General features: G+C 63.2%; 26 protein-coding genes. 11 read left to right on the top strand and 15 right to left on the bottom strand.

Annotation, left to right across the window (positions count from 1 at the left end; genetic code table 11):
• From AC1U7K_RS04685 to AC1U7K_RS04670, 4 genes are all read right to left on the bottom strand, one after another.
• On the bottom strand, window positions 1–212 hold a 212-nt coding region (locus AC1U7K_RS04685; protein WP_480249653.1), incomplete at its 3' end, for a hypothetical protein.
• Window positions 213–687: 475 nt separating this feature from the next.
• Complete coding sequence (smbP, locus tag AC1U7K_RS04680; protein WP_480249652.1) at window positions 688–987, bottom strand: small metal-binding protein SmbP; 300 nt, start codon at window positions 985–987, stop codon at window positions 688–690.
• 431 nt (window positions 988–1418) lie between these two features.
• A complete protein-coding gene (locus AC1U7K_RS04675; RefSeq protein WP_480249651.1) occupies window positions 1419–1937 on the bottom strand; it encodes a type IV pilin protein in 519 nt (172 codons plus the stop codon).
• Window positions 1938–2134: 197 nt separating this feature from the next.
• The gene (locus AC1U7K_RS04670; protein WP_480249649.1) at window positions 2135–2503 is read right to left on the bottom strand and encodes a hypothetical protein; all 369 of its coding nucleotides are present in this window, start codon (window positions 2501–2503) and stop codon (window positions 2135–2137) included.
• A 117-nt stretch (window positions 2504–2620) separates the two neighbouring features.
• Between AC1U7K_RS04670 and AC1U7K_RS04665 the strand changes: the two genes are divergently transcribed.
• The 11 genes from AC1U7K_RS04665 (at window position 2621) to AC1U7K_RS04615 (ending at window position 13009) form a co-directional block, all read left to right on the top strand.
• Window positions 2621–3697, top strand: a complete 1077-nt coding sequence (locus AC1U7K_RS04665; protein ID WP_480249648.1) for a lytic transglycosylase domain-containing protein — start codon at window positions 2621–2623, stop codon at window positions 3695–3697.
• 106 nt (window positions 3698–3803) lie between these two features.
• Window positions 3804–4343: a hypothetical protein gene (locus AC1U7K_RS04660; protein ID WP_480249647.1), complete on the top strand. Its 540-nt coding sequence runs from the start codon at window positions 3804–3806 to the stop codon at window positions 4341–4343.
• Between the two features lie 823 nt (window positions 4344–5166).
• A complete protein-coding gene (locus AC1U7K_RS04655; protein WP_480249646.1) occupies window positions 5167–5349 on the top strand; it encodes a hypothetical protein in 183 nt (60 codons plus the stop codon).
• A gap of 420 nt (window positions 5350–5769) precedes the next feature.
• The gene (locus AC1U7K_RS04650; RefSeq protein ID WP_480249644.1) at window positions 5770–6621 is read left to right on the top strand and encodes an SDR family oxidoreductase; all 852 of its coding nucleotides are present in this window, start codon (window positions 5770–5772) and stop codon (window positions 6619–6621) included.
• A gap of 260 nt (window positions 6622–6881) precedes the next feature.
• Window positions 6882–7325 (top strand): response regulator, encoded by a 444-nt coding sequence (locus AC1U7K_RS04645; protein WP_480249642.1) that lies wholly within the window; start codon window positions 6882–6884, stop codon window positions 7323–7325.
• 124 nt (window positions 7326–7449) lie between these two features.
• Window positions 7450–7974, top strand: coding sequence for a DUF3391 domain-containing protein (locus tag AC1U7K_RS04640; RefSeq protein WP_480249640.1), 525 nt, complete (start codon window positions 7450–7452; stop codon window positions 7972–7974).
• A 24-nt stretch (window positions 7975–7998) separates the two neighbouring features.
• On the top strand, window positions 7999–8781 hold the full coding sequence (locus AC1U7K_RS04635; RefSeq protein ID WP_480249638.1) for an HD-GYP domain-containing protein: 783 nt from the start codon (window positions 7999–8001) through the stop codon (window positions 8779–8781).
• Window positions 8778–8990: a hypothetical protein gene (locus AC1U7K_RS04630; protein WP_480249637.1), complete on the top strand. Its 213-nt coding sequence runs from the start codon at window positions 8778–8780 to the stop codon at window positions 8988–8990. Before AC1U7K_RS04635 ends, AC1U7K_RS04630 begins: the two co-directional genes overlap by 4 nt.
• A gap of 105 nt (window positions 8991–9095) precedes the next feature.
• Window positions 9096–11390, top strand: a complete 2295-nt coding sequence (malQ, locus tag AC1U7K_RS04625; protein ID WP_480249636.1) for a 4-alpha-glucanotransferase — start codon at window positions 9096–9098, stop codon at window positions 11388–11390.
• A gap of 27 nt (window positions 11391–11417) precedes the next feature.
• Window positions 11418–11618, top strand: a complete 201-nt coding sequence (locus tag AC1U7K_RS04620; RefSeq protein WP_480249635.1) for a hypothetical protein — start codon at window positions 11418–11420, stop codon at window positions 11616–11618.
• A 182-nt stretch (window positions 11619–11800) separates the two neighbouring features.
• Window positions 11801–13009, top strand: a complete 1209-nt coding sequence (locus AC1U7K_RS04615; RefSeq protein WP_480249634.1) for an endonuclease/exonuclease/phosphatase family protein — start codon at window positions 11801–11803, stop codon at window positions 13007–13009.
• Between the two features lie 31 nt (window positions 13010–13040).
• On the opposite strand, the gene AC1U7K_RS04610 is transcribed toward AC1U7K_RS04615, so the two are convergent.
• The 11 genes from AC1U7K_RS04610 to AC1U7K_RS04560 are packed head-to-tail and all read right to left on the bottom strand — an operon-like array spanning window position 13041 to window position 24674.
• On the bottom strand, window positions 13041–14957 hold the full coding sequence (locus AC1U7K_RS04610) for an acyl-CoA dehydrogenase family protein (protein WP_480249632.1): 1917 nt from the start codon (window positions 14955–14957) through the stop codon (window positions 13041–13043).
• A 12-nt stretch (window positions 14958–14969) separates the two neighbouring features.
• The gene (locus tag AC1U7K_RS04605) at window positions 14970–16679 is read right to left on the bottom strand and encodes a class I adenylate-forming enzyme family protein (RefSeq protein ID WP_480249657.1); all 1710 of its coding nucleotides are present in this window, start codon (window positions 16677–16679) and stop codon (window positions 14970–14972) included.
• A 5-nt stretch (window positions 16680–16684) separates the two neighbouring features.
• On the bottom strand, window positions 16685–17863 hold the full coding sequence (locus tag AC1U7K_RS04600) for a citrate/2-methylcitrate synthase (protein WP_480249631.1): 1179 nt from the start codon (window positions 17861–17863) through the stop codon (window positions 16685–16687).
• Entirely contained in the window at window positions 17829–18749 is a 921-nt protein-coding gene (gene prpB / locus AC1U7K_RS04595) for a methylisocitrate lyase (protein ID WP_480249629.1), read from the bottom strand. The genes AC1U7K_RS04600 and prpB overlap by 35 nt, the downstream gene beginning before the upstream one ends.
• Complete coding sequence (locus tag AC1U7K_RS04590) at window positions 18739–20157, bottom strand: MmgE/PrpD family protein (protein WP_480249628.1); 1419 nt, start codon at window positions 20155–20157, stop codon at window positions 18739–18741. Before AC1U7K_RS04590 ends, prpB begins: the two co-directional genes overlap by 11 nt.
• Window positions 20154–20933 (bottom strand): enoyl-CoA hydratase-related protein, encoded by a 780-nt coding sequence (locus tag AC1U7K_RS04585; RefSeq protein ID WP_480249627.1) that lies wholly within the window; start codon window positions 20931–20933, stop codon window positions 20154–20156. The genes AC1U7K_RS04590 and AC1U7K_RS04585 overlap by 4 nt, the downstream gene beginning before the upstream one ends.
• A complete protein-coding gene (meaB, locus tag AC1U7K_RS04580) occupies window positions 20930–21676 on the bottom strand; it encodes a methylmalonyl Co-A mutase-associated GTPase MeaB (RefSeq protein ID WP_480249626.1) in 747 nt (248 codons plus the stop codon). The genes AC1U7K_RS04585 and meaB overlap by 4 nt, the downstream gene beginning before the upstream one ends.
• Before the next feature lies 1 nt (window position 21677).
• Window positions 21678–22145 (bottom strand): Zn-ribbon domain-containing OB-fold protein, encoded by a 468-nt coding sequence (locus AC1U7K_RS04575; RefSeq protein WP_480249625.1) that lies wholly within the window; start codon window positions 22143–22145, stop codon window positions 21678–21680.
• Window positions 22145–23428, bottom strand: coding sequence for a thiolase C-terminal domain-containing protein (locus AC1U7K_RS04570; protein ID WP_480249623.1), 1284 nt, complete (start codon window positions 23426–23428; stop codon window positions 22145–22147). The genes AC1U7K_RS04575 and AC1U7K_RS04570 overlap by 1 nt, the downstream gene beginning before the upstream one ends.
• On the bottom strand, window positions 23425–23826 hold the full coding sequence (locus AC1U7K_RS04565) for a cobalamin B12-binding domain-containing protein (RefSeq protein ID WP_480249622.1): 402 nt from the start codon (window positions 23824–23826) through the stop codon (window positions 23425–23427). Before AC1U7K_RS04565 ends, AC1U7K_RS04570 begins: the two co-directional genes overlap by 4 nt.
• Window positions 23823–24674 (bottom strand): MBL fold metallo-hydrolase, encoded by an 852-nt coding sequence (locus tag AC1U7K_RS04560; protein ID WP_480249620.1) that lies wholly within the window; start codon window positions 24672–24674, stop codon window positions 23823–23825. The genes AC1U7K_RS04565 and AC1U7K_RS04560 overlap by 4 nt, the downstream gene beginning before the upstream one ends.
• Window positions 24675–24683 lie beyond the last annotated feature (9 nt).

Below are 24683 nucleotides of genomic sequence, written 5' to 3'. Positions count from 1 at the left end.
GTTGTGGGATGGGGGGGTTGGGGCACACCTTCGATCCGATAGTCCGAGCCCTGGCCCTGTTGCTTCAGACGCTCATCTCGAATCTCTTCGCGCCGGCGATCATCGTCCTCGCTCTTTACCGTTGGATCCCCATGCGGCAAAATTGCCCGCTGTGCCTCCACCGAGGTCGCGAACGCGATCAGCCAGCATGCGGTCAGTGCGGTCGTTCTCATATTTATGGAGGCTCCTGGCGCCAGGTAGATGTTCATTGAGTCATCGTACGATCAGCGGAGGCTGGGCCGTATCGGTGCGCACGCAGCTCATCTGTCCGAAATGCATGGACGCTGACTCGGTGAGCTGGGGCAGCCACTCGTACTACGTAAGCCACACGCCGGTGGCCTGTTCGCACTTCCGCCAGTACGATGCCGTTACAACGTTTCACGATAATGAGAGGTAAGCGATGAGCAGCGAAGCTTCATCACGCATGCCCCTCCTGATTGCCGGGGCGCTGTTGGGTTCCGGCATTGCGGTGACCTTGGCGCAGCGGGTATACCGAGCACGGCACCCGCCACGGCGGGGACAACGATCGCGTTCCCTCGCGCAGTACGGGGTGAGCGCGCATGTGGGTTCCTCTCGTCCCCAATGGAATGAACCCATCGAGCGGGGGGCCGGCGCAGACCATGGGGATGCGTCCCACCGATACGGTCCCTATTCGATTTCCGAGAGATAGGCGGCGGCGCGTTCAGCCGCTTCGGTTCCGGCAGCCGAGCGGCCATATCGGGCATGGCTGATCGCGTCTTTCAGTTCCTGTATCGCTCGCTCCAAGCGCTCATCCTTTTTTTCCCGCTCGGCCAGGCGGGCATAGCGCAACGCGACCGCCGCGTGTTCCGCGAGGCCATTGGAATCCGCATGCAGGCCCCGCTCGATGGCCCGGTCGGTGTAGCGAGTCGCCTCTCCGAGATAAGGGTTGTCGACGGTCGAACAGGCGGTCAGTAGCGCGACGGCCATCACCAGGATCGGCCAGTTCCTCCGCCGGCGTCTCTCCCTACTGCTGCAGTGCCAAACCATGCATCGGACAGCCTCAGCCATCAGCATGTGTGGCACGGTCGAAACGTGAACAATGGTCGTTACACCGAGCGCGGCGCCGATGAGATGAAGGCATCCCTCGATATGAAAATTGCGAGTGTCTCAGCGGGGTCGTTCATCCCGAGCTCACCGCGGCAGCATACGACCTTAAGGTGGGACAAGCTATCCGACTTCACGGCAACCCGGCCGTCGGCTTCGCGCGAGCCTCCTACCCTGATTCCTTCCACCAATGAATATCGTCACAGCAACGGGTACTACGCAGGCGTCTGATGTCGAACCCGGTTATTGAACGAAGACGAGACGGGTCGGGATCGGCTGCGGCAAGGCTCTCGAAGATGGAAGGCGGCTGACGACTACCCGGACGCTTTCCCACCTCGTGTGACGCTCGGATCCACCGGAGTAAGGACCGGCTGTGGCGGTTGGCTTCTCCCTCCCGTCGATTGTCTTCCGGATCCCGGCGTCTCTGAATTGCCCGGCGTAGTCGTGTCTCCGGTGGACGAGTTCCCTCCACCCGACGGAACCCTCTCCAGCGTAGTGGATCCATCGCGATAGTGGGTCAGGACGGCTACTTCAGCGTCATCCGAAACTTTGGGTTGCGCGACGACCTTGAAGACCACCTGCTCCTCCGCCTGAGTCAACGAGATCCCGATGACATAGTGCTTCAGGACGAACGGAAACCCCAGTTCGGCGAGATCCGAGGCATACCGTCCATGGTCTTGGAAGTACAGTCGCTCCAATCGGTCGATCTCCCGCAACGACACTTCCGCTTCGACGGTCTTTGCCCGCTGGACGTAGGTTGGATAGGTGATCAGCGCAAGGCCCGCGAGGATTGCCACAATCCCGGCGGCAACGACGAGTTCAAGCAGCGTCACGCCATGTGGGTTGCAGACGCGAGACCGGCGGCTGTGGGGAGCCACCGGGCGTGGAGGCAGTGCGCAAGCGCGGCTCGCCATACCACGAGTATAGCGGAGTTCCGGCGCCTGGCCCGGTCCCCGGCGTTCGCCGTACTCCGAGGCTGCTCCAGACGCCCCTCGTCGTAGACCGGCAGAGAGTGAAGCGTTAAAGAGATCTAGAACGGCAAGCGGATGCCGAGTTGGACTTCATTGGGCAGCATCGTCTGCCCGACATCGCGTAGCAGCCGATCTTCCTGCAGGCTGCCCTGCTGCGCGGTGCTGCGCATCATGGTTCCGCTCACGTCGGTCGTCGCACCACGCGAAAAGCCCAAGCCGACGAAGGGCACCAACGCTTGTCGGCCGATTTGGTATTGACCGGCGATGGCCGGCGGCTCGCGTAACAGCGTCGAGTCGGTGCCCTGCGACAGACTGAACGGCGGCCGTTGCTCCAGCGTCGGCGGGGCGGGGCCCACGAGGCGATCCTGGGTCCCTTCGGCAATGCCGCCATAGAGCACAATCGCAACGATGAGCAGGAGTCTTCGCATACCGATATTGTGCCAACGAGGTTCGCGTCGTCTCAACTGGGAGAATACCGTAGCTCAACGTTCAGAGGCCGGACCCGGCGACTTGCCGCTTACCGGCTTTCTTGCTAGCCTTGCTTCATGCGTTACGATATTTCACGGTGGTATCGTTACGTTTATCCACCGTCGGGTATCCTCATCCTTGTCGCCGCATCCGCGCTCCTGGTTGGAAGCATGCTTTGGGGATTCGTCAATTTGAGGGGTGGCGCGGAACGGGTGCCGAATGGGAAAGGCGTATCGAGTGAGGGGATGGTGGCCGTCGATGACGCGGAAACCGGCGATGATCCCAGTCAGGTCGTGATTCTGCCGGCAGTACCGCGCGGCGGGAGTCGGCACTTCCTCAGTTCATTCAAATTGCCCGACACGCTTACCTTCGCGGGGCATCGTGTCCCCCTGGAGGATTGGCAGGTCCGCGAACGGATCGAGTACGAGTTCTATCAGTTCCTGGCCGACGAGGGAGAAGCGATTATTCTGGCCAAGCGCACCGGTCGATGCTTTCCGCCGGTTGAGCAGCAACTGGCCCAGGCCGGTCTGCCCGACGACCTCAAGTATGTCTTGCTCGTCGAGAGCAAGTGCATCGCCGCGGCCTATTCGCGTGCGAAGGCGTCCGGTCCCTGGCAGTTCATCAATTCAACCGGCAAGCACTACAAGCTATACACGACGAAATGGCGCGACGATCGGCGCAACCTCGAAATGTCGACCGAGGCCGCGATCAAATATCTGCGGTACCTGAAGGAAGACATGGGCGATTGGTATTTGGCGCTGGCCGCCTACAATGCCGGAGAGGATCGGATCAGGAAATTGTTGAAGGAACAACAGGTGACCGACTACTGGCGGCTGTCCGCGGTTCGGGAGACCATGCGCTACGTCCCGCGCATCATCGCCGTCAAAGAAATCTATTCGCAGCCGGAGAAGTATCTCGGCCTGACCAAAAAGGACTTGTACGCGCCGTTGGAAACCGAGGTGGTGACGGTGCGGGTCCAAGAACCACAGCGTCATCTCGCCGCCATTGCGCACGACTACGGGACATATTATCTCGAGTTGAAACTGCTGAACCCCGAGATCACGAAGGACTCCTTGCCGCGCGGCACGCATCAACTGAAAGTTCCGAAAAACCCTTGCCCCTTCGGCTGTCTGAAAGCCGCCGATCCCTCATAAGGGCCGCATCGCAGGCGATCGATTCAAGTCTCTCTAGGCCCGCACCGAAAAAGAATTACAGCTGGGCTACGTGAAGAGAGACGAAGGGTCCTCGTTGCCGGTAAGCATGATCCAATCCATCCTGTATGAACTCGCCCACGCCCCGGAGCCGGCGCTCAGACGGCTCGTCGCATGCGATCCCGACGCGGATCCGGTCGTGCTGCTTTTATTGGCGTACGATCCTGACCCGGTGGTCCGGCGCACGCTGGCCCGACGGGCCGCCGTGCCGTGGACAGTCTGGGTAGCGTTGGCGCGCGACTCATCCTCCACGGTCCGGCGAACGGTCGCGGCGCACCCGGCAGTTCCATCACCCATCCTTGCCGCCCTTGCACACGATTCGGCCATTTCGGTCCGGCTCAAAGTCGCCGCCCATCCGAATACCGATGTGCCGACACTCACGCAGTTGGCCGACGACCCGCAGGTGTTGGTTCGTCTGACGCTCACGGCGCGCGATCAGATCCCGCTCGACGTGTTGCAGCGACTGGCATCCGCCGATGACGATCGCGCGGTCCGGCGCGCCAGCCTCAAACGCTTGGCGCCCGAGGGGGTCATCCCAGGCCCGGCGCCGTCCCGTCCCGCTCCACGCCGTCGCCGCGTTTCATCATGAATGATGATGAAACTCTTCACTAGCGTGAATGCCGTAGCCGTTTAGCGCTCAACCTACTACGATACACTGCTCAAACTGATCCTCGACGGTATATTTTTGTTTGCATCGCGTCCCATCAGCATAAATAGGGAGAATGAATATGAGTAGGATGACTATTGGTTGGGGTGGCACGTCGGGTCTTCCGGTCTGCAGCATCGTCTTAGCTCAAACTCTCTTTATGTCTTCCATTGTCGAAGCTGGAGTCCAGGCAGACAGACAAACAGTTGCCAACATCGTTGCATATTGCCAGAACGCGGTACGGCAAGTGCTGCCCGGCAGCCAATTTCAAGCTGTCACCGACGGTCGAATCGTCAAATACCCGGGGTTGCCACAGGAACGATTTCAGTTTGAGTTGTGTATGGAGGGGAAGGGACTTCCGGTACGCGCCCTAACAGACGCAAAGCGATGAGTGGCCCGCGATCTTGCTCGAAGCCTGCTTGAGCGAAGCTCCGAAGTCGCAAGGCGCACGGCGCGATGAACAAAGAGCGCACGGTTGTGCGCGCCGGCGAGATGTGAGCCGGCCGTATCTGCCCAGGGCGCAGAGCGTCCAAGCGATCCACGGCGCTCTGTCTTTCAAGCGCAGCCGCCGCGGGTCCGGCTGCTCTCTCACCACTCAAGCGATTTTGAGATAGTTCTAGAATCGACGCACTTCCCAACTCTTCGCTCAGTCAGTCAAAGCGAGTAGATATCCTTCCATACTTCACCGATCTATCATTTTTCTCTCAACAGTGTAGGATGACTGCTTACAGTCTGGCTCCGTTGGACACTCTTGAAAGGAGACGGTATGTGGACGAATGATCCTGATCGCTGCCCGGTTGGCCACGAATTGATTCGCGGGAACGAACGCGTCGTGGTGCAATGCCAGGGATCCATCCATCACGATGGAGATCATTTTTTCGGAGAGGACCACTACACGGTACGATGGACCGACGGCAACGCGGTGGACCATCGAATCCCGACGCGTTGACCGTCGCCGGCGACACGATGTTCAATGAAACCTTGAACACCCTGGGGGACATGCCATGCAGTGCCCGATCCCAGTTGAGGGAAAAGAATGCGGCGCGGATGCCAAGACCCGGCCGTCCGTGAATATAGCGGGCGGCGATTCGACGATTCACTTTCACTGCACGCGAGGCCATGACTTTCACATCGCCCCCCGGCAGCGCTGGCAACCATGCGTATGTGGAATGCACCAGGATGTAAGTGCTGGCGTCGGCCCACCTCGTCTCGACCGCGCATCTCAGCGTCTGCTCGAACGACTGGCTGCTGAGAAAGGGATCGAAGTCATTTTCGAGTAGATACGCCATTCCAAAGTACTCGGCGTCATCACGCCCGTTTTCTTCCTGGCCTTGAACCATTCCACAGATTGGCTTATGACCAACGGGCGATGCGATCGCCAAACGGTCACGTTGTCCTCATCACCGGGGCGTCATCAGGCATCGGTGCCGCCTTGGCGCGGGAATGCGCCGACGAGGGCGCATCGGTCGTCCTCACGGCCCGACGGCTGCCGCGTCTCGAGGCCCTCGCTGCCGACATCGAAGCGCGCGGGCGTAGTGCCCTCGCCATTCGCTGCGATGTCACGTCCCCGGGAGACTGCGAGCAAGCGGTGGCGAGGACGATCGAGCGATTTGGACGGCTGAACATCGTGATCGCGAATGCCGGCTTCGGCGTCGCCGGAGATTTCCTGGATCTCTGCGAGACGGATTATCGACGGCAGTTTGAGACGAACGTCTTCGGCGTGCTACGGACGTTGTATGCCGCGGTGCCGGAATTGAAGAAGACGGGCGGGCACATCGTGATCATGAGCAGCGTCTCGGGCTATATTCCCGCCCCCGGCGTGTCGCCGTACACCATGAGTAAGTTCGCGCTTCAAGCATTGGCCGGCTCGCTCTACTATGAAATGGCGGCCTTCGGCATTTCGGTCACCAGCGTCTGCCCCGGGTTCGTCGAATCGGAAATCCGGCGAGTCGACAATGAAGGCCGCTTCCACCCGGAGGCGCAGGAGCCGATCCCGTCGTGGCTGATGATGTCCGCCGGCGCCGCCGCACGACACATCGTGGTGGCGATCCTGAAACGGAAACCCGAAGCTATCATCACCACGCATGGCCGCCTCTTCGTCTGGGTACAGCGGCATGCGCCCTGGCTCATTCGGTTCATCCTCAGACGGGCGAAACGTCGCAGTTACCGAGACTGGTCCGCACGCGCCGCTGCGCCCACCGATACGTCCTCGTCTCCGTAGGTCCAGCATGGAGAGACGCCTTTGCGTGCGAACCCGCCGGGAGTTCTTCAGGGCAACGGCCGCGGGCGGCGGCCAGGACGCGCGGGATGCGAGGCTGGTGATGAACGGCATCACAAATCATCACCGTCGCGGCGGGTGATCAGCAAGACTTCGTGCCATTGCCCCTTTACACGTAGGCGCCCATGCCCCAACCAAGGGCCGGACCGACCGATAGGCGTGAACGACGGGGGTTGCTACCATTTCTCCCAGGAGGGGTAAATATGGCACACACTGACATCGATCATTCGGGTCCGTGGGCGACACCACCCCATATTCTGTTGGTCGATGACGATTCCGCCCTGCTCGATGCGCTCCCTGACGCGATCCGTCATCGTGTGCCGGGGACCATTGTGAGGACGGCGACGCGAGCGGACGATGCGCTCGCCTCATGCGAAGCCGAGGAATTCGATGCCATCATCACGGACCTCTGCATGCCCTCTCACGACGGGGTGATGCTGCTCACGCGGTTGTTGGCGCTTCGTCCTGACATTCCCGTTCTGCTGATCTCCGGACAGGCCGACGAACGAGCGAGGAAGGAAGCCATTCGACTGGGGGCCTACGCCTTCCTCAATAAACCATTGGACCCCGACTTTATGGCCGAATTGCTGAAGCAGGCGATCCTCCAACGCCGGCTGCACCTGCTTCCGCCTCGGTGCGCGGCCTAAATCCGAACCATCTCGCTCGGCTGGTGACCCCTCACCCTCAAGCGCTCCCTCTACCCTGCCGATAGGGTATCGAGTGCCGCAGCGTCCGTTGCTTCTGCGGCCACACACCACGGCTCCTATTGGAATGATAGGCAAACTGTTTCATCCAGCCGAAGCGCAAGGCTACGTTCGGATACAGCTCGACGCGTTGCGAGTCGGCATGTATGTCTGGTTGAAATGCGCCTGGTACAAGCACCCGTTTCCCACCAACCGCTTCATGCTCGTCTCTCAAAAGCAGATCGAGACGATCCGAGGATTGCGCCCGGCTACCGTCTATGTGCATCCGGGCCTTTCGCAGATGGAAGATGAGGCACCTCCCGTCTCCCCCGATCTGTCGCTCATGGCGCAGCGCGTTGTGGAGGCCCACCCCGCCCCCACGAAAATGACAAAGGAACGGTTAACGGCAGCCAATCAACAGTATGCCGACACCCTTCGCCAAGGCGCGGGCGCGTTACGGAAGATCCTCGACGGACACGAAGACGGTGGGCGGGCGGCAGAATCGATCGTCGACCGATTCCTCGAGCAACTCGGGATGAGTGAAGCCGCGGTCGGACTGGCGCAGGTCATGCACCTCAAGTCCATGAACCGGGCACAGGCGGCCCATGGTTGAATACGACCGTTCTGGCGCTCCTCATTGGGCAAGACTTCGATCTCTCCCCTGAGGAGTTGCACACGCTTGGCTTGGCTGCGCTGCTCCACGATATCGGGGAGACGTGGCTGCCAACAAGGATCCGGTGCCAGAGCCCGGGCCTCTCGAAAAAAAGAGATCGAGATGTTTCAGCAGCATCCCTTGCACGGTGAGGAAATGCTACGGACCATCGCGCGGGTCGATGCGGCGGCGCTCGCGGTGATCGTTCAACACCACGAGCACCTGGACGGCTCCGGATTCCCGCGCCGACTCAGAGAACATGAGATTCTGCCGCTTGCGCAAATTCTCCGGGTGGTCGACGAATATTGGACGTTGGTGAATCCCACCGACGGTCGCGCGGGGCTTCCGCCCAATCAGGCCTTGTCAGAACTGTATCGAACCCGGCAACAGCAACTGTCCGATAAAGTGCTGACCGCGCTCGTGCGCTGCGTCAGCGTCTATCCCCCCGGCACGTTGGTCGAACTCAGCGACCACCGGATCGGCATGGTGGTCGGCACCAACCCGAGCAATCGGCTCCGGCCGGTCGTGACGCTGTTTGCCGGTGAGGGTCCGCACGCCTCGCCGGCGGAAGTGCTCGACCTCATGACGCAGCCGGATGTCACGATCGTCCGTGCGCTTCGGAACGCGGATCTGCCTCCCCACCTTGCGTCCGCCGTCGATCCGCAGGACACGCTCGCCTACTTGCTGTGCCAGCCGCTGAGCGCACGTCATCAGTCCCACGGATCGCTGCATCCGCACGAGTCTCACGGGCCGAGAGCAGAGGCATGAGTGAGAAACGAGCGGTGGTCCTCATCGACGACGATGAGGATTTCCGACGATTGCTCACGCACCGGCTACGCGAGCACTTCGAAGTGCGGGAACCGGTCGCCGATGCGGCCCTCAATCGCGGGAGCGCAGCGCTTTTCCCAAAGCCCGTCGATGTGAAACGGCTCATCGAGGCGTTATCCGCCGCAGCCGCTCCGCGCTCTCACGCATAGCTCGTCGAACTTCGTGCCTCCCGGCGTCCTGCCGGGCAACGTGACGCCACGCTGATACCGCAACGCCTGTCTCCTCGGCTACCGTGAGGCTGCAGGAGGTACGCCATGGGTCGGGAACCTGGACGCCGCCATCGCCGAAACCAGTCGTCTCACCAGAAGGACGGCATTCGAGCGGAGGCGGCAGCGCTCGGCATTGAGAGCTCCTACATCGACGAGTTGGGGCGCCTTCAATCGGTCGCTCCCCATGCTCTCAAGCGGCTGATCGAGATCATGAGGCCTTCCCGCTCCGGTAGCACTCGGCGCCACCACCAGCCGCAAGAACGGCACGGCCATGAGCTCCCGCTCCCACCCTGCCTCGTGTTGCACGTCGATCGGCCCGCCGCCTCCATCGATATCGCCGTTCCCAACGCACCGGCAGGCCGCCTGATCGCGACCTGGTCTCTCCGCAGCGAGACGGGAGACACCGAGGTCGGTCGAGAGCAAGCCGCTGTGCAGGAATCCGTGGCTCGCGCAAGAGGGCCGTTGAATGAAGGAGGGAGACGGGTCGCCGTTCCGCTGCCCCAACTCCCTCTGGGCTATTACGACGCGACGTTGACGCTGCACGCCGATCCTGACATCTGGCATGGTCGGTCCTGCATCATTGTGACCCCGTCTTCTTGCTACCTCCCGTCTAGCTGGCGCGGCAAGAAAAGCCGTGCCTCGCGCGTTGAGCGTTGGTGGGGACTGACGGTCCAGCTCTACGGGATCCGGTCGCGCCGTAATTGGGGGATCGGCGACTTTCGCGACCTCGTCGATCTCCTGAAGTGGGGACACTCGCTGGGAGCAGCCATGATCGGGGTGAATCCCCTGCACGCGCTGCTGCCCGAGGCGATCAGCCCCTACTCGCCCTCCAGCCGGCTCTTCCACAATCCGCTCTATCTCGACGTTGAAAGTATTGCCGACTTGCGGGAGGACGGCGAGATTCGAGCCAGTGTCGCGTCGGGCATATTCCAGCGCCGATTGGAGCGCCTGCGCGACGCGCAGATCGTGGACTATGAAGCAGTGGCGAAGCTGAAGTGGATGATGCTTCGCCGCCTCTACCGCCGGTTTCGCGGGCACCATCTCGAAGGGCAGACCGCTCGCGGGCGCCGGTTCCTGCGCTTCGTCCGTGAACAAGGTGAGCCATTGGCCCGGTTCGCGGTCTTCGAAGCTCTGTCTCGTCACTTTACAAAGAATGGACGGCCAATACCCTGGTCGAGGTGGCCTCCCGCATTTCGGCATCCGTCATCCGCCGCCGTCCGTGAATTTGCAGCACGGCGACAGCGAGAAATCCGCTTCTATCAATATGTGCAATGGCAGTGTCAGCTGCAGTTGGCCCAAGCGGCCCGCACGGCGAGACGACTGGGATTGCCGATCGGCCTCTACACCGACTTTGCCGTCGGCATCGACCCCAACGGCGCCGATGCGTGGGCGTATCAAGACGTCTTGGTCCCCGAGGTGTCGGTCGGTGCGCCGCCGGATCGCTTCTCGCCAAAAGGGCAAGACTGGGGGCTCCGCCCCGCTCACCCCCGCCGACTTGCCGAGACGGCCTATCGCTTCTTTATCGAATCCTACCGACGCAACCTTCAGTACGCCGGGCTCTTGCGATTAGACCACGCGATGAATCTGTTCCGCCTGTTCTGGGTGCCGCGCGGGCATCCGGCAAAGGACGGCGCCTATGTGACCTATCCGGCCGAAGACTTGCTCGGCATCCTCGCCTTGGAAAGCCGGCGACTCGAAGTGATCGTAGTCGGTGAGGATCTTGGCACGGTCACGCCCGAGATCCGTGAAGCCTTGATTCGCCATGGGCTGTTGTCGTACCGGCTGCTCCTGTTTGAAAAAACGGCCGACGGCGCGTTCGTGCGACCGCGCGACTACCCGGTGCAGGCGATGGCGGCCGCCACCACGCACGATCTCCCAACCCTTCGCGGTTTCTGGCGAGGGAGGGATATCGACCAAAAGGAATCACTTGGCCTGTATCCCGGCCCGGCGATCGCCGAGGCCGATCGCAAGGCCCGCGCGCAGGATCGCGTGGCCTTGGTTCGGGCACTCAGGGAAGCACACGTCATTGGCAAGCGGGGTCCTGAGGAGGCGCACTTCGACGAGGAACTGGTGCTCGCCGCCTATCGATTTCTCGCCCGAACTCCCTGTTATCTACTGGCCGTGACGCTCGAAGACCTACTCGGCGATCTGGACCCGCCGAACATTCCCAATGCCGATCCCTCTCGCTATCCCGTGTGGCGCCGTAAAGCCGGGCCGAGCGGGATGACGATTCGAGAATGGTCGGACCTGCCTCACGTCTCCGTGTTGGCCGCGATGCTCCGCAGTGAGCGCCCGCTTTCGGGTCGCCGCAAACAGGCAGCGATCGCGAGGGCATCATAAACAGTTAGTGAGCAGAGCGAGGGACTGATGAAGAGTGTCTATGCCGCGACGATGATCATGGCCGTGACCGTGTCCTGCAGCACGACGGAGCCACCCCCTCCCTTGCACTACCCGGAAGCGCAGCAGCCGGCGGCCGACGACGCGACCACGCGACCGGCGCCGCTTCCGCGCCCCGTGCATCCCTCGGCAGACCGCCCGCCAGGCTTCGGGTTGGAGAAAACGAACTAACGGTCGGGCCGTCACGAGCAAGGCATTCCCGCTCTCCCGGGTTGAGGCACCTTAATGTCCCCGCCACGACCAGCAATCCGCTTAACTCGAATCGAGCGACAGTGCACCCTCGATCTTCGTGACTGAACGGGATAGCTCACGTGAGCGGGGGCCACTATAATGGCGACACGACGGGTGGCACCATGTCGCACGACTCCGTAAGGCGGCCGGCATTGGCGCGGGTGGGGACGGCGTTGCTCCTAAGTCTCCTCGTCGCCTGCGCCGGCACTTCCCGCTTGCCGGATGAGCCGACCGCGTCCTCTCCCGCCCCTGCCGATACCTTCAAGGTCGTCACCTACAACACCCTGCATGGCGTGCAGGTCGGGCGCTTCTGGGTCCGTCCCGGCGAAGCGCAGGACGAACAGGCGGCGCGATTCAAGGTTCGCATCGGGCGTCTCGGGGCGGCCAAGCCCGATATTATCTTGCTTCAGGAAGTCAACCCGCTTCCGGAGATGGCGGAGCGCTATGTGGAAGCGTTGAACGCGCTGGGCCTCCGCTACTCGCAAGTCCATCAAGTCGATGCCTGCGGATTTCGATTGCCCGGTGTTGCTCTCCTCCACGAGCTCAACAACGGGTTGGTCATCCTCGCGAAAGCACCGTTGCAGCTCAAAAAGCGTGAGGGGGTCAAGCTTAGCGGGGCCGGCAGTTGTCACGATAGCTATGGCTGGCAACTCGGTGAACTCCGCTATGCGTTGATCGCGGAAGTGACCTCCCCGGCCACGCAGATGAAGTATCTCGTGAGCACGGCGCACCTGCATTCAGGCATCGAGCGGGACATGACCTTTTTGTACACGTTGATGGACGCGCACCAATCCGGACACTTGATGCACTATGAACATCTGGTCGCGGCTCTCAAGGAAGACCAGGAGCTGCGGCTCACGGAGCTTCATGGATGGATCACAGTGCTCCACCGCTATCAAGAGGACGACCCGTACGAAGGGCTGATCATCGGCGGGGATTTCAATTTCGAGCCGGGCTCTCCCGAGTACCGGGAACTCGAACGGTTCGGCTTGGAAGACACGGCCGCGATCGCCGAGCACATGCCGATGTTGAACACCTACGATCCGACGATGAACCCGCTGGCGCTCCATGAGGAAGCGCAGCTACCCGCTGAACTCGACGCCCTGATCGCGGACGCCGCGCCGGACGATCGGAACGAGATCGTCGCGCAGTACCGCCGGATCATCGCACAGCCTCGCCGGATCGATTTTCTGTTCCGCATGGCGTTCATGTCGAAGGCGTGCGTCATGCAAGCCTTGTTCGGCGAGCCGGTCGCCGGCGCGAAGGTCGTCGGCTCAGACCACTATGGGGTGATCAACACCCATTCGTATCAGCGGAAGACCTGCCATTAAATTCACGAGGAGAAGTGAAGGGAGGCAGCGGCTACTGAGCGGCGGGCCGGCGTGCAGGCAGATAGTCGGAGAGTTGACGGCGGATGGCGCCGTCCGAGAGAAACGGATAGCGACCGGCGGAGGCGCGAACGCCGATGCCGGCCGGGCGAAGGTCACCAGATCGTCGCAGCGCCTTGAAGTGCTGCTCAATGCGGCTACGCGCTTCGTCAAAAAAGGCGTCGGCCAGTTCCCAGGCTTCGGCATCGTTGTCCACCCGTTCCCGCGATGCCGCAGCGAGCGCGACCGCGACAACGGCGAGTAAATCCTCGCCGACCATCTCGATGAGATTCTGGAGCCGCTGCTCGTCGCGGAAGGCGGCTCGATATCGGACCATCGCGTGGAAGATGGCGCGAGCCAGCCGCCGGCTCGCGCCTTCGGCGTAGGCGAACATCGGCCGGCCGCGCGGGTGTTGCAGCTCGGAGCGAGCGGGCAGGGCACGTGGAACCAACTGCCGCGCGTACCAGGGCACGTAGAAACGTGCGAGCCTCCAGATCTCACGCAGCCGCCCCCCTATCGAGAGCCGCGCGCCAAAGTAGCGCGCCGCGCGTTCGAGGTGGACGTTCAGTCCTTCGCGCACGACGAACGGCCGGAGGATATCCGTCGCGCCCTCGCCGATCCGGTACATCTCGACATCGCGCACGAGCTGCTCGATGCCGAAGGCCGGCTCCCCGCGCACACGCTTGGACTCCGCCGTCTCGTACCCCATCCCGCCGAACAGGATCTGCGCGTCGCGTACGAAGCTGATCGCGCGCTCGGAGCAGAAGATCTTGGCGATGGCGGCTTCGATCCGCAGGTCGTACTGATGCTGGTCGGCGAGATGCCAGACCAGCATGGCGAGCGCCTCCATCGCGAACAACTCACTCGCCATGCGGCCGAGTCGGATCTGTTGGGTCTGGCGCTCGGCGAGCGGCTTGTGAAACGTCACGCGGGTGTTGGCGCGATCGAGCGTCGGCTGCCACGTCTGCTTGGCGATCCCCAGACAGATCGCGGGAATGCTGATGCCCCTTCCGATATTAAGTATCGTGAGCGCGTACTTGAGCCCTTTTCCGATTTCGCCGATCACATTCTCGGCGGGAATCCGCACATCGGTGAGCAGGACATGGCCGTTCTCGATGCCACGGCAGCCCTCGAACTGACAACGCTGCCGCATCTGCACGCCGGGCGCCGTCATGTCGAGAATGAACGCCGTATGCACGTGATCGTCCGCCGCGGTCCCGCCCGGGACCGGTCGCCAGACGACTCGGCCGCTTTCCTGCCCGCGCTTGGCGGGCACGCGGGCGATCAGCGTGACGTAGCGCGCGATCGGGCTGTTCGTGCACCACAGCTTCTCGCCGTTCACGATAAACTGGCTCCCGCTGGCATCGAGCACGGCGGTCGTGCGGACGTTCGCGGCGTCCGACCCGGTCAGGGGCTCGGTCAACGCGAAGGCCGAGATAACCTCGCGCGCGACGAGCGGCAGATATTTGCGCTTTTGATCGTCGTTGCCGAACAGGAGAATCGGCATCGCGATGCCGATGGACTGCGGCACTGCCACCGTGAGCGCGAGGATGTTGCTCCAGCTCGCGATCAACGTGAGGACGCGGCCGTAGTTCTTGTACGAAAAACCCAACCCGCCGTATTCAGGCGGAATCTTCATCCCAAATGCGCCGAGCCGGAAGAGGCCCGTCAACACGCGCTCCGGAATCTTCGCCGTTCGCTCGATCTCATCCGGATCGACCTCATTCAGGAGGAACGCTTCGACTTGCGCGCAGAACGCCTCGCCCCGCGCCCGCTCTTCCGGCGGCTCGGGCGGCGGGAGCAGCAGCTCGAACTCCGGCCGACCTTCGTACAGACCGCTCATGAAGCTCAGTCCGGTCAGCCGCTCTCGCGCCTCCTCGATCCGTTCCAAGCCTCTGAACAAGGTACTCATTGGATTGATGCTTCAGCTCGACTCGCGGAATTGGATGTCCCGATAGGCGGCAAGCGCGTCGGCCAGCCGGCGCTTGAGCTCGAGCCGCTTTGGCTTCCCGGTTGAGGTGTACGGCACTTCCTCGCCGAAGAGGATCACTTTCGGCCGTTTGGCAAACGGAAGACGCGCGCGGCAATGCGCGTGCAATTCGCCGTCGCTCGGGCAGTGCGCGGCATCCTTCGGTACGATGTACGCTGCGATCTCCTCCCCGTAGTAACGGTTGTCGAACGGGACGGCCATCGCAAACTTCACGGCCGGGTGCGTCTTGAGCGCGTCGTCGATCTCGAGCGGAGAGATGTTGACCCCGCCGCGGATGATGAGCTCCTTGAGTCGCCCCGAGATGAAGAAGAACGGGCGGCCGCGATCGTCTGTGGCGAAGAACCCTTCGTCGCCCGACCGGAACCAGCCGCCTTGGAAAGCCGCCTCGTTGGCATCCGGGCGTTTGAAATAGCCGGAGCAGACCGTCCGGCCCCGGATGCAAATCTCACCTCTCGCCATCTCCTCCACCGGCCGCCCGTCCGTGTCCAAGATCTCCATATCGTTGTGGGGCAACGGCACGCCGATCGACGGGAACTCGTACTCCGCCAACCACCGGCGATGGGCCGATGCAGGAAGATCGAGGGGCAGGAAGCAGGAGTAGCAGGTCGTCTCCGAGAGCCCGTAGCCGTGACGAATGGGAAACCGGAACCGCTCTTCGAACCGGACCGCCGTTTCCTTCAATAGCGGTCCGGCCCCGCAGATCACGCCGCCGAAGTGGTCCAGCTTATAGCGCGTGATGTCCTCATTGGCGTCGAGCAAATATTCGAGCAGAGTCGGCACGACGCTCACGCACGTGACGCCTTCCTCGTGAATCCGCCGCCAAAACGCGGCCGTCTTGAACTTCCGGTTCAGCACCGCCCCGGCCTTGGCGTAGAACGGAGTCACGAGCGTGACGACCGTGCCGTTCACATGATGAATCGGCAGCACGCACATCAGCCGGTCGCTCCGCCCGAACCCGTGCCACCGGCCGATCGCATCCGCATCGATCAGCAGATTGTAGGCGGTCAGCACGACGCCCTTCGGCGGTCCCGTCGTGCCGGAGGTATAAACGATGAGTGCCTCGTCCATGAGATCGGGTGACGAGGCAGCCGAGCCCGATACTCGGGCTGAAGGGCTCTCTTCCTGCCTTCCGCTTTCGGCCTCGGCGTAGCCCTCATCGGTCACGGCCACGCAGCGCCGCAACTGCGGAAGCTCGCGTTGGAGAGCGGTGATCTCATCGAGCGAATCCCGCCAGCAACAGACGACGGTCGCTTCTGAATGCTCGAGAATGTAGCGCTTGCGTTCCGGAGTTTCCTCGACGTTGATCGGGACCACCGCGACGCCGAGGACCCAGGCTGCAAAGTAGAGGATGGCGGTGCGATCGTGGTTGAACAAGACGGTGGCGAGACGATCGCCTCGTCGGAGCCCGCATCCGTCTTGTAAAAAGGCGGCCGCGCGCCGCACCTGGAGGCCGAACTCGCGGTAGCTGTAGGTCCGATGCACAACACGGTCGTCATCGTGACAGATCAGAAACGGCCGATCCTGCAGGCTCGGGTCCCCGACACGCGTCTCGAAGAACTCGGCGAACGACCGCCAGGGAAAGTCGAACGCCGGCCCCGGCATCTGCTGGGCGAGTCGGACCATATCGGGAACGGCGGTCAACATGATGGTCACACGCGCTTCTCGATCGGAACGTAGGCGAGCGGCGGCGGCCCGGTGTAGAGCGCCCGGGGCCGAATCAGCCGATTGTGATCCTGCTGCTCGATCACGTGCGCGCACCAGCCGGTGATCCGCGAGCAGACGAAGATCGGCGTGTACAGCTCCCGGGGAAGACCCATCAGGAGGTACGCGACCGCCGTGTAGAAATCGAGATTGGGATACAAGCCTTTTTCGTCCTGCATCAGGCGTTCGACGATCACCGCGATGTCGTACCACCGGGTCTCGCCACACGCCCGGCTCAACGTTTCGGCATGACGGCGAATGATCGTGGAGCGGGCATCCCCGTGCTTCAGCACGCGGTGGCCGAACCCCATGATGCGACGCTTTTGCCTGAGCGCCTCACGCACCCACGACTCGGCGCGGCGCGCGTCGCCGATTTCAGTCAGCATGGCGGCGACCGCCTCGTTCGCACCCCCGTGGAGCGGACCTTTGAGCGCGGCTACCGCCGCGGTGATCGCACCGTGGATGTCGGTTAAGGTGGAAGCCGCCACCCGCGCGGCAAACGTCGAGGCGTTGAATTCGTGTTCCGCGTACAAGATCAACGAGACGTCGAGCGTCCGCGCCATCGCCCTTGCCACGTCATCGCCCCTGCGCCCGGTCAACAGCCACAGGAGCCGCTCCGCGAATCCACCGGTGGCCTGGTTCGCCGCCTGCCGGCGGGCAGCGGTGGCCGCGGACGCATAGGCGACGATCAGCGGCATCTGCGCCATCAGCCGGACGGCCTTCCGCACATTCGCGTCGTGTGTGCCGTTCTGATCGTCGGGATCGACGAGGCCGAGCAGCGAGATGCCGGTCCGCACCACGTCCATCGGGTGCGCCGACCTCGGGAGGCCGCCCAGCACGCCGGTGACCGGCGGTGGCACCGGAGCCGCCTGTCGCAGGCGATCGGCGAAGTCGTCCAGCTCTTTCCTGGTCGGGAGATGCCCGTACAGTAGTAGGTAGGCAACTTCTTCAAAGGTGCTACGCTCGGCCAGATCGCCGATCGCGTAGCCGCGATACCGTAGCCCCGACTCACCTTCATCGACCTGACAGAGCGCGGACTCCCCGGCGATCACGCCTTCCAGGCCGGGGCTGTACTCCGGCCGCACCGAGTCGTCACTGCTGGGTACGTGTCTCGTCGCTGTGCTCATGACACCTCCGATCGCGTTCCACATACTCCGCATAGCCCAGCAGATCGTAGAGCTGCTGCCGCGTCTGCATGTGCCCGAGCCACTCGCGCTGCGACCCGATACGCTTCAATTCGGCGAGGACCTCATCGACCGCCTTGCTCGCGACACGCAGCGTGGTCACGGGAAACAGCACCGCCCGATACCCCAATGCAGCGAACTCCTCGACGCTGAGATATGGGCTCTTGCCGAACTCGGTCATGTTGGCGATGAGCGGGAGATCCATGTGCGCCCGACGCATGGCGTCGGCGAACGCGCGGAAGTCATCGGCCGACGTCAAGGCCTCGGGGAACAGGGCGTCGGCTCCGGCTTTCGCATACGCTTCGGCACGCGCCACCGCGGCATCAAAGCCTTCCACGGACCGGGCGTCCGTGCGCGCGATGATGACGAAAGCAGGATTCCGTCGCGCTTGGACCGCCGCCGCGATCTTCTCCACCATCTCCTTCGTCGAGACGAGCCGCTTGCCGTCGAGGTGCCCGCACTTTTTGGGCAGCTCCTGATCCTCGAGCTGCACCCCGGCCAGCCCCGCCTGCTCGAATTCCTGGATCGCCCGCATCACCGTGAGCGGCGGGCCATAGCCCGTGTCCGCGTCCACGATCGCCGGGATCGACACCGCGTTGGCGATCACGCGGGCCTCGGCGACCATCTCAGGGAGCGAGAGCAGACCGATGTCGGGAATCCCTCGGGCGGCACAGACGGCCGCCCCGGAGACGTAGACGGCGGCGAACCCCGCGCGCTCGATCTGCATGGCCGTGAGCGCATTGAACGCCCCCGGCACGGCGATCGTGCGTTGCGTCAATGCGTCCCGGAGACGTCGCCCGGGCGATGCCTTTCCATCCTCACGTCGCATCACGGGCCACCTTCAACAGCGCCGTGAACTCACCGATGTCCTTCAACATCTCGAACCGCCACACCGCATCGAGGATCTTGGCCGCGGTTTTCGCGTTGAGACGGCCAGCCGCGAGACCGCGAAACTTCCGCTCGACATCGGCATCGGGCATCGGATGTTTGGGATGGCCCAGCGGCACCTCGACCTTCTGCACGTATTCTTTCCCGGACGCGAGGCGCACCGTGAGGCGCGTCGGCATGCTCGTCGGGTACTGCTCGGCGAACGCCGGCTCGCGGACCACGCGGACCTTCTGCATCAGCTCATGCAGGGCCGGATCATGGAGTCGCTTCGGCGAAAACGAGTGCAACGTCACCTTGCCGTCGAGCAGCGCCACGGCGACGCAGTAGGGGAAACTGTGATCCGCGGTTTCCCTCGTGGTCGGCCGCCACTTCTCGGGATCCCGGCCGATGATCTCGATCGCGACATCATAGCTGCCGATTTCGATCTCGGTAATCTGCGCGAGGACATTGGCGCCTTCCTTCTTTCGCAGCTCCGCCCGCATCGCGAAAGCGGCCTCGACCGCCGTCTGCGCGTGGTATTCGACCGGGAAATGCTTGATGTAGGTCTCGAGTATCATGAACCCGGCCTTGCCCTGAGCCGACAGCGGTTCGCCGCCGAACGCCGGCAGATCGAACGGACCCGAGACGAGCTTCATGAAGGCCTTCTCGCCTTCGAAAATCGGCGACGGCCCCGCCATCCCTTCGCGCGCCAATTGCGCCGCGAACACGCCGTTGCGTGCGGCATTGGAAAACGCGCACGCCTTCCACATCGAGAGATCGCCGACGCGGGTCTGGCGCAGCGCCACGTTCGCCACGCCGGCGAGGTTCACCGCCTCGCGCATCTGCTTCTCGGAGAGACGCATGACCTTCCCGGCTCCGAGCGCGCTCGAGAACGGGCCATACGTCACATGGTCCCAGCCCCGCGGGCGCAAGGCGGCGGCATCGCAGAGCCGGCAGTGGACTTCATACGCCAACGCGATCGCGGTGATCACCTCTTTCCCCGATGCGTGCGCGGGTTCGGCCGCGGCGATGACGGCGGCCAGGTTGTCGGAAGGGTGCGCGGGCTCGAGGGACAGATACGTGTCGTTGAAGTCGAGATACCGGACGTGCGCGCCGTTCGCGAACGTGGCCAGATCGGGGAGCGTGCGATGCCCCGTGCCCCAGACCGTCGCGCCCTCACGGATTTTGACGGACTGCGCGACACGGCGCGCGATCATGCACGGCCGGGCCATCCACGCACCGAAGGCGCAGGCAAGACTGTCGAGCAACCGCCGCTTGACCTCATGGACCACGGCCGGAGGAAGGTCGCGATACGTCAGTGTCACAGCGTAGTGAGCCAGGCGATCGGCGAGCAGCGGTTGCGCATTCACGATTCGAACCTCGGGGGCCGCTTCTCGATGAAGGCCTTTAGGCCCTCCTGGGCATCATTCGTCTCGAACAGATCGGCGAAGAGTTCGGCTTCCCGCGCCGAACCGTCGGTCAGCGGTCGATCGAGGCCCGCACGAATCGCGGCGAGCGCGGCCTCGATGGCATGCCGGCCTTTGGCGGCGATGGTTCGCGAGACATCCATGACGGTGGCCATCAACTCAGCAGCCGGCACCACGCGGTTGACCAACCCGAGATTGTGCGCCTCGTTGGCCGTGATGAGCCGGCCGGTGAGAATCAGCTCCGTCGCGGTCGAGGCTCCGACGAGACGAGGCAGCCGCTGAGTGCCGGCAAACCCGGGAATCAACCCGAGCGTCACCTCGGGAAGTCCCAACTGCGCGCCGTCGGCGGCGATCCGAAGATGGCACGCCATCGCGAGCTCCAGCCCACCACCGACACACGCGCCGTTGATCACGGCGATCACGGGCTTGTTCAAGCCTTCGAGGCGCAGAAGGAGGGCCTGGCCGTGCTGGGCGCGGCGCAAGCCGTCCTCCCGCGTCCCGATGGCCAGCAGCTCGCGGATATCGGCCCCCGCGCAAAAGCATCGGCCGGCGCCGGTCAGGACGACGACACGGATCGTCCGATCTTTTTCGATCCGGCCGACGAGCTCATCCAACTCACGGAGCAAGCCCACGCTCAACGCATTGACCGGCGGATGGTCAAGCGTGATCGTCGCCACCCGGTCGATCACGCTCATCCGAATCAAGGAGGTCGTGCTCATTCGGCGCTCCGTCGAGCGATCCGCTTGCCCGCCTTCTCCTTGGAGATGCGACCGATCGTCTCGATCAATTCAGGAATGCCGACGCCGATGGTCGCGACGGTGGGAATCACACAGGGCCACCACTCCTTGATGGTCCGCACGGCCGTCTCAGCGCCCGGCGCATCGGCCTTGTTGATGACCACCGTATCGGCAAGTTCGAATAGCCCGGCCTTCATCGCTTGCACCTCATCGCCGAGCCCTGGCGCGACCACGACGAGTACGACATCCGCCACCTCCGCGATCTCGCCTTCGACCTGCCCGACGCCGACCGTCTCGAGCAGGATCACGTCGAAGTCCGCAACGCGGAGCACGTCGATGACTTCCTTCGTGGTCGGCGCCAAGCCCCCGCGGCCGCCGCGGCTCGCCATGCTGCGGATGTAGACATCGGGGTCGCCCGCATGGCGCTGCATCCGGATGCGGTCGCCGAGGAGGGCACCGCCGCTCACGGCGCTGCTGGGATCGACGGCCAGGATGGCGACTCGCTTCCGCTCCTGCCGGTACGCCGCCGCAAGCTGGTCCACCAACGTGCTCTTGCCGACACCCGGGTAGCCGGTGACGCCGATGACGATCGCCGCCTGCTGACCGGCGCCAACACGCCCCAGCGCCGCCGTGCTCACCTCACCGTTCTCGACCAACGTGATCATGCGGGCCAGCGCGCAACGATCTCCCCGACGTAGCCGATCGGCGAGATCGCGAGGGTTCACGCTACTCCGCGCCATCCACCGCCTCGAACCAGACATCCGTGACCTTGAAGGACGGCGTCTTCGCAAACCGCGCTTCCACCGGCATGCCGATCTGCACGCTCTCAGCATCGCAGCCCTTCAATCGCGACAGGAACAGGGTGTTCACGCCATCGAACTCGACCAGGATCAAGGTAAAGGGCGTCTCCTTGAGGAACGCCTCTCCCCCGTAATGACAGGTCGTGAACGTGTGAATGCGGCCGCGCAACGGCAGCTCGTGCCACTCGGTGGGCGCCCCGCATTCCATGCAGTGGGACCGCGGCGTGGCAAAGACATAGCCGCACCGGGTGCAGCGGGACCCCACGAGCCGGCCCTTCGCGAGCGCCGCAAAGAACGGCGAATCCTCCGCGTAGCTGTGGCGGTAGTCGATCTCGTAGTGGTCCTCGATGATCAGCGGATCGAGGCCCAACACCACCGTCCCTTTGCGCTCCATCAGGTCGCCTCCAAGATCGAGACCGTGATATACGTGCCCGTGCCGGCATGACTGTGGATCAGCCCGCGCTTCGGATTCTTGACCTGCAAGGTCTGATTGCCGAGGTGGACGCCGATCCGCTGCTGCAGTTGCCAGAACGCGAACACGGCCTGCATCAGCCCGGTCGCGCCGACGGGATGGCCACAGGCCAACAGGCCGCCCGACGGATTGATCGGCAACCGCCCTCGCTTCGGTAGTTCCAGGCCGTAGTCGATGCCCGGCATGAACGGCACGCCCGACTCCACGAACGGCCCCCCCTCGCCGTACTTGCACAAGCCGAGGTCCTCGTACGTTTGAATTTCCGATGAGGTGTAGGCGTCGTGCAACTCGATGAAGCTCAACTCCTCGATCGGATTCCGGATGCCGGCCATCTGGTAGGCGAGTTTGGCCGCCATGCGGCCGCCGCGAAACGAGTGCACGCCGGGGTACTTGAGGTCTGCGTAGTCCGCTTCGCGCTCGTGGGGCAGCAGCAGGACCTTGCCGTGCGGTCGATCCGCCATCCGCATCGCGTCCGAACCCGAGCCGACCCCGGTAATCTTGACCGGCCGATCGCAGACCTTTGCAGCTATTTCTTCCGACGCAAGCAGGCACACCGCCGCGCCATCCGACATCGTGCAGATGTCCTCCATCGTGAGCGGCGTCGCGACCATCGGCGATTCCCGGACCTGCTTGATGGTCAGCCGCTTCGCCTTCTGCGCGTACGGATTGAACAGTGCGTTCCCGTGGTTCTTGATCGAGACCATGGCCATCTGCTCGACGGTCGTCCCGAACTCGTGCATGTGCCGCTGCACCATCATCGCGTAGTAGCCGGTGTAGAAGCCGCCGACCGGGAAATCGAAATTCGTATCCGACGCGAGCGCGATGAACTCGTTGCCCTTCCAGGTATTGACGCGCGACATCGTCTCGAAGCCGAAGGCCGCGCAGCAATTCATGCGGCCGGACGCGACCGCTTCCCAAGCCGACTGGAAGCACAGCCCGCCGGTGGCGCCCCCGCCTTCGATCCGCTTCGACGGCTTGGGGCAGAGCCCGAGGTAATCCTGCGCCATGCTCGCGGCCTTGAGTTGTCTGGTGAAGTGATCGGAGAAGTAGGAGCCGACCGCGCCGTCGACCATGTCCGGCGAGAACCGCGGCACGTCGCGCAGCGCGTAGTCGTAGGCCTCCTTCACCATCAGACGAAAATCCTTCTCGGGGTGCGCCTTGGCAAACTTGGTGATTCCACCGCTGATCATGTAGACCGGTCTCATGGCCGCAGTCCTTTCACGTACTCGACGATCTCCTGCATGGGCGTGCCGGGCGGGAAGAACGCGTGGACTCCGGCCGCGGTGAGCTTCGGGAGATCGTCATCGGGAACGATCCCGCCCCCGAACACCGCGATATCGTCCGCGCCCTGCTCGTTCAAAAGTTCGATCACGCGCGGGAAGAGCCAGTTATGCGCGCCCGAGTGAATGCTGAGCCCGATCGCATCGACGTCCTCTTGGATCGCCGTCTCCACGATCTGCTCCGGCGTCTGATGCAGGCCGGTATAGATGACTTCCATGCCGGCATCCCGAAGCGCACGAGCGACGAGCTTGATGCCGCGATCATGCCCATCCAAGCCGACTTTGCCGACGAGCACGCGAAGCGGAGGAGCGGCCACCGTCATGAGCACCTCTCGATCAACGTGAATTGGTGTTCGTCGTTTCTCTGCACCCGGCCCATTACGACTTTCGGATCGTGCTCAAAACACAGGAGCCAGCGCTCCTCGGCCGCTTGCGCGAGAATCCTCCGCTTGGCGTCCAGCGTGTCGAGCGGAAAGAGGTCGTACCCCATGATGTACGGGAGCGGCAGGTGCGATGTGGTCGGGATGAGATCGCCGAGAAAGAGCGCCGTTTGCCCTTCCGACTCGATCTTCACGGCCTGATGGTGCGCGGTGTGGCCGCCGGTCACGACGACCGAGATCCCGGGCAACAACTCGGTGTCGCCGTCAAGCAGTTCCCATTTTCGGTGTCGCTCCAACGGTTCGATGTTCTCCGCGCGATAGCTCGCCTTGGTCCGCTCGTTCGGCTTGATCGCGTCTTCGTATTCTCCGCGCTGCACAAAATATGTCGCGTTGGGGAACGTCGGCACGATCGTCTCCCCTTCCTTTATAGTATTCCCGATAGTATTCCCGCCGGCGTGATCGAAATGCAGGTGCGTGTTGATCACGACGTTGATATCGCGCGCCTCGAGCCCCAGCCGGTGAAGGGAGTCGATCAAGGTCGGCGTGCGGTCGATCGCGAACATCTCCCGATACTTCGCAGGCCACTTCTCGCCCAGTCCCGCGTCGATCAAAATGTTCTTCCCATGCGCCCGCACGAACAACGGGGTGACCGCCAGCTCGATGCGATTCAACGCATCCGCCGGACAGCACCGCGCCCACAGGACACGCGGCACCACCCCAAACATCGCCCCGCCATCCAACCGAAACCGGCCGTCGGGCACGGGATAAATTTCAAACGCGCCGAGCTTCATTCAGTCCTC

The sequence above is a fragment of the Nitrospira sp. Vd2 genome (assembly GCF_979581665.1).
This window is presented reverse-complemented; position numbering and strand designations above follow the sequence as displayed.

Bases quoted from the DNA above. Each gene is read 5' to 3' on its own strand.
- AC1U7K_RS04660 (WP_480249647.1), top strand. From the start codon at position 3,804: ATGATCCAATCCATCCTGTATGAACTCGCCCACGCCCCGGAGCCGGCG.
- malQ (WP_480249636.1), top strand. From the start codon at position 9,096: ATGGGTCGGGAACCTGGACGCCGCCATCGCCGAAACCAGTCGTCTCAC.
- AC1U7K_RS04610 (WP_480249632.1), bottom strand. From the start codon at position 14,957: ATGAGTACCTTGTTCAGAGGCTTGGAACGGATCGAGGAGGCGCGAGAG.
- AC1U7K_RS04640 (WP_480249640.1), top strand. From the start codon at position 7,450: ATGATAGGCAAACTGTTTCATCCAGCCGAAGCGCAAGGCTACGTTCGG.
- AC1U7K_RS04605 (WP_480249657.1), bottom strand. From the start codon at position 16,679: ATGTTGACCGCCGTTCCCGATATGGTCCGACTCGCCCAGCAGATGCCG.
- AC1U7K_RS04560 (WP_480249620.1), bottom strand. From the start codon at position 24,674: ATGAAGCTCGGCGCGTTTGAAATTTATCCCGTGCCCGACGGCCGGTTT.
- smbP (WP_480249652.1), bottom strand. From the start codon at position 987: ATGGCCGTCGCGCTACTGACCGCCTGTTCGACCGTCGACAACCCTTAT.
- AC1U7K_RS04615 (WP_480249634.1), top strand. From the start codon at position 11,801: ATGTCGCACGACTCCGTAAGGCGGCCGGCATTGGCGCGGGTGGGGACG.
- AC1U7K_RS04570 (WP_480249623.1), bottom strand. From the start codon at position 23,428: ATGAGACCGGTCTACATGATCAGCGGTGGAATCACCAAGTTTGCCAAG.
- AC1U7K_RS04620 (WP_480249635.1), top strand. From the start codon at position 11,418: ATGAAGAGTGTCTATGCCGCGACGATGATCATGGCCGTGACCGTGTCC.
- AC1U7K_RS04565 (WP_480249622.1), bottom strand. From the start codon at position 23,826: ATGACGGTGGCCGCTCCTCCGCTTCGCGTGCTCGTCGGCAAAGTCGGC.
- AC1U7K_RS04650 (WP_480249644.1), top strand. From the start codon at position 5,770: ATGCGATCGCCAAACGGTCACGTTGTCCTCATCACCGGGGCGTCATCA.
- AC1U7K_RS04575 (WP_480249625.1), bottom strand. From the start codon at position 22,145: ATGGAGCGCAAAGGGACGGTGGTGTTGGGCCTCGATCCGCTGATCATC.
- AC1U7K_RS04585 (WP_480249627.1), bottom strand. From the start codon at position 20,933: ATGAGCACGACCTCCTTGATTCGGATGAGCGTGATCGACCGGGTGGCG.
- AC1U7K_RS04600 (WP_480249631.1), bottom strand. From the start codon at position 17,863: ATGAGCACAGCGACGAGACACGTACCCAGCAGTGACGACTCGGTGCGG.
- AC1U7K_RS04670 (WP_480249649.1), bottom strand. From the start codon at position 2,503: ATGCGAAGACTCCTGCTCATCGTTGCGATTGTGCTCTATGGCGGCATT.
- AC1U7K_RS04665 (WP_480249648.1), top strand. From the start codon at position 2,621: ATGCGTTACGATATTTCACGGTGGTATCGTTACGTTTATCCACCGTCG.
- AC1U7K_RS04655 (WP_480249646.1), top strand. From the start codon at position 5,167: ATGTGGACGAATGATCCTGATCGCTGCCCGGTTGGCCACGAATTGATT.
- AC1U7K_RS04630 (WP_480249637.1), top strand. From the start codon at position 8,778: ATGAGTGAGAAACGAGCGGTGGTCCTCATCGACGACGATGAGGATTTC.
- prpB (WP_480249629.1), bottom strand. From the start codon at position 18,749: ATGCGACGTGAGGATGGAAAGGCATCGCCCGGGCGACGTCTCCGGGAC.
- AC1U7K_RS04645 (WP_480249642.1), top strand. From the start codon at position 6,882: ATGGCACACACTGACATCGATCATTCGGGTCCGTGGGCGACACCACCC.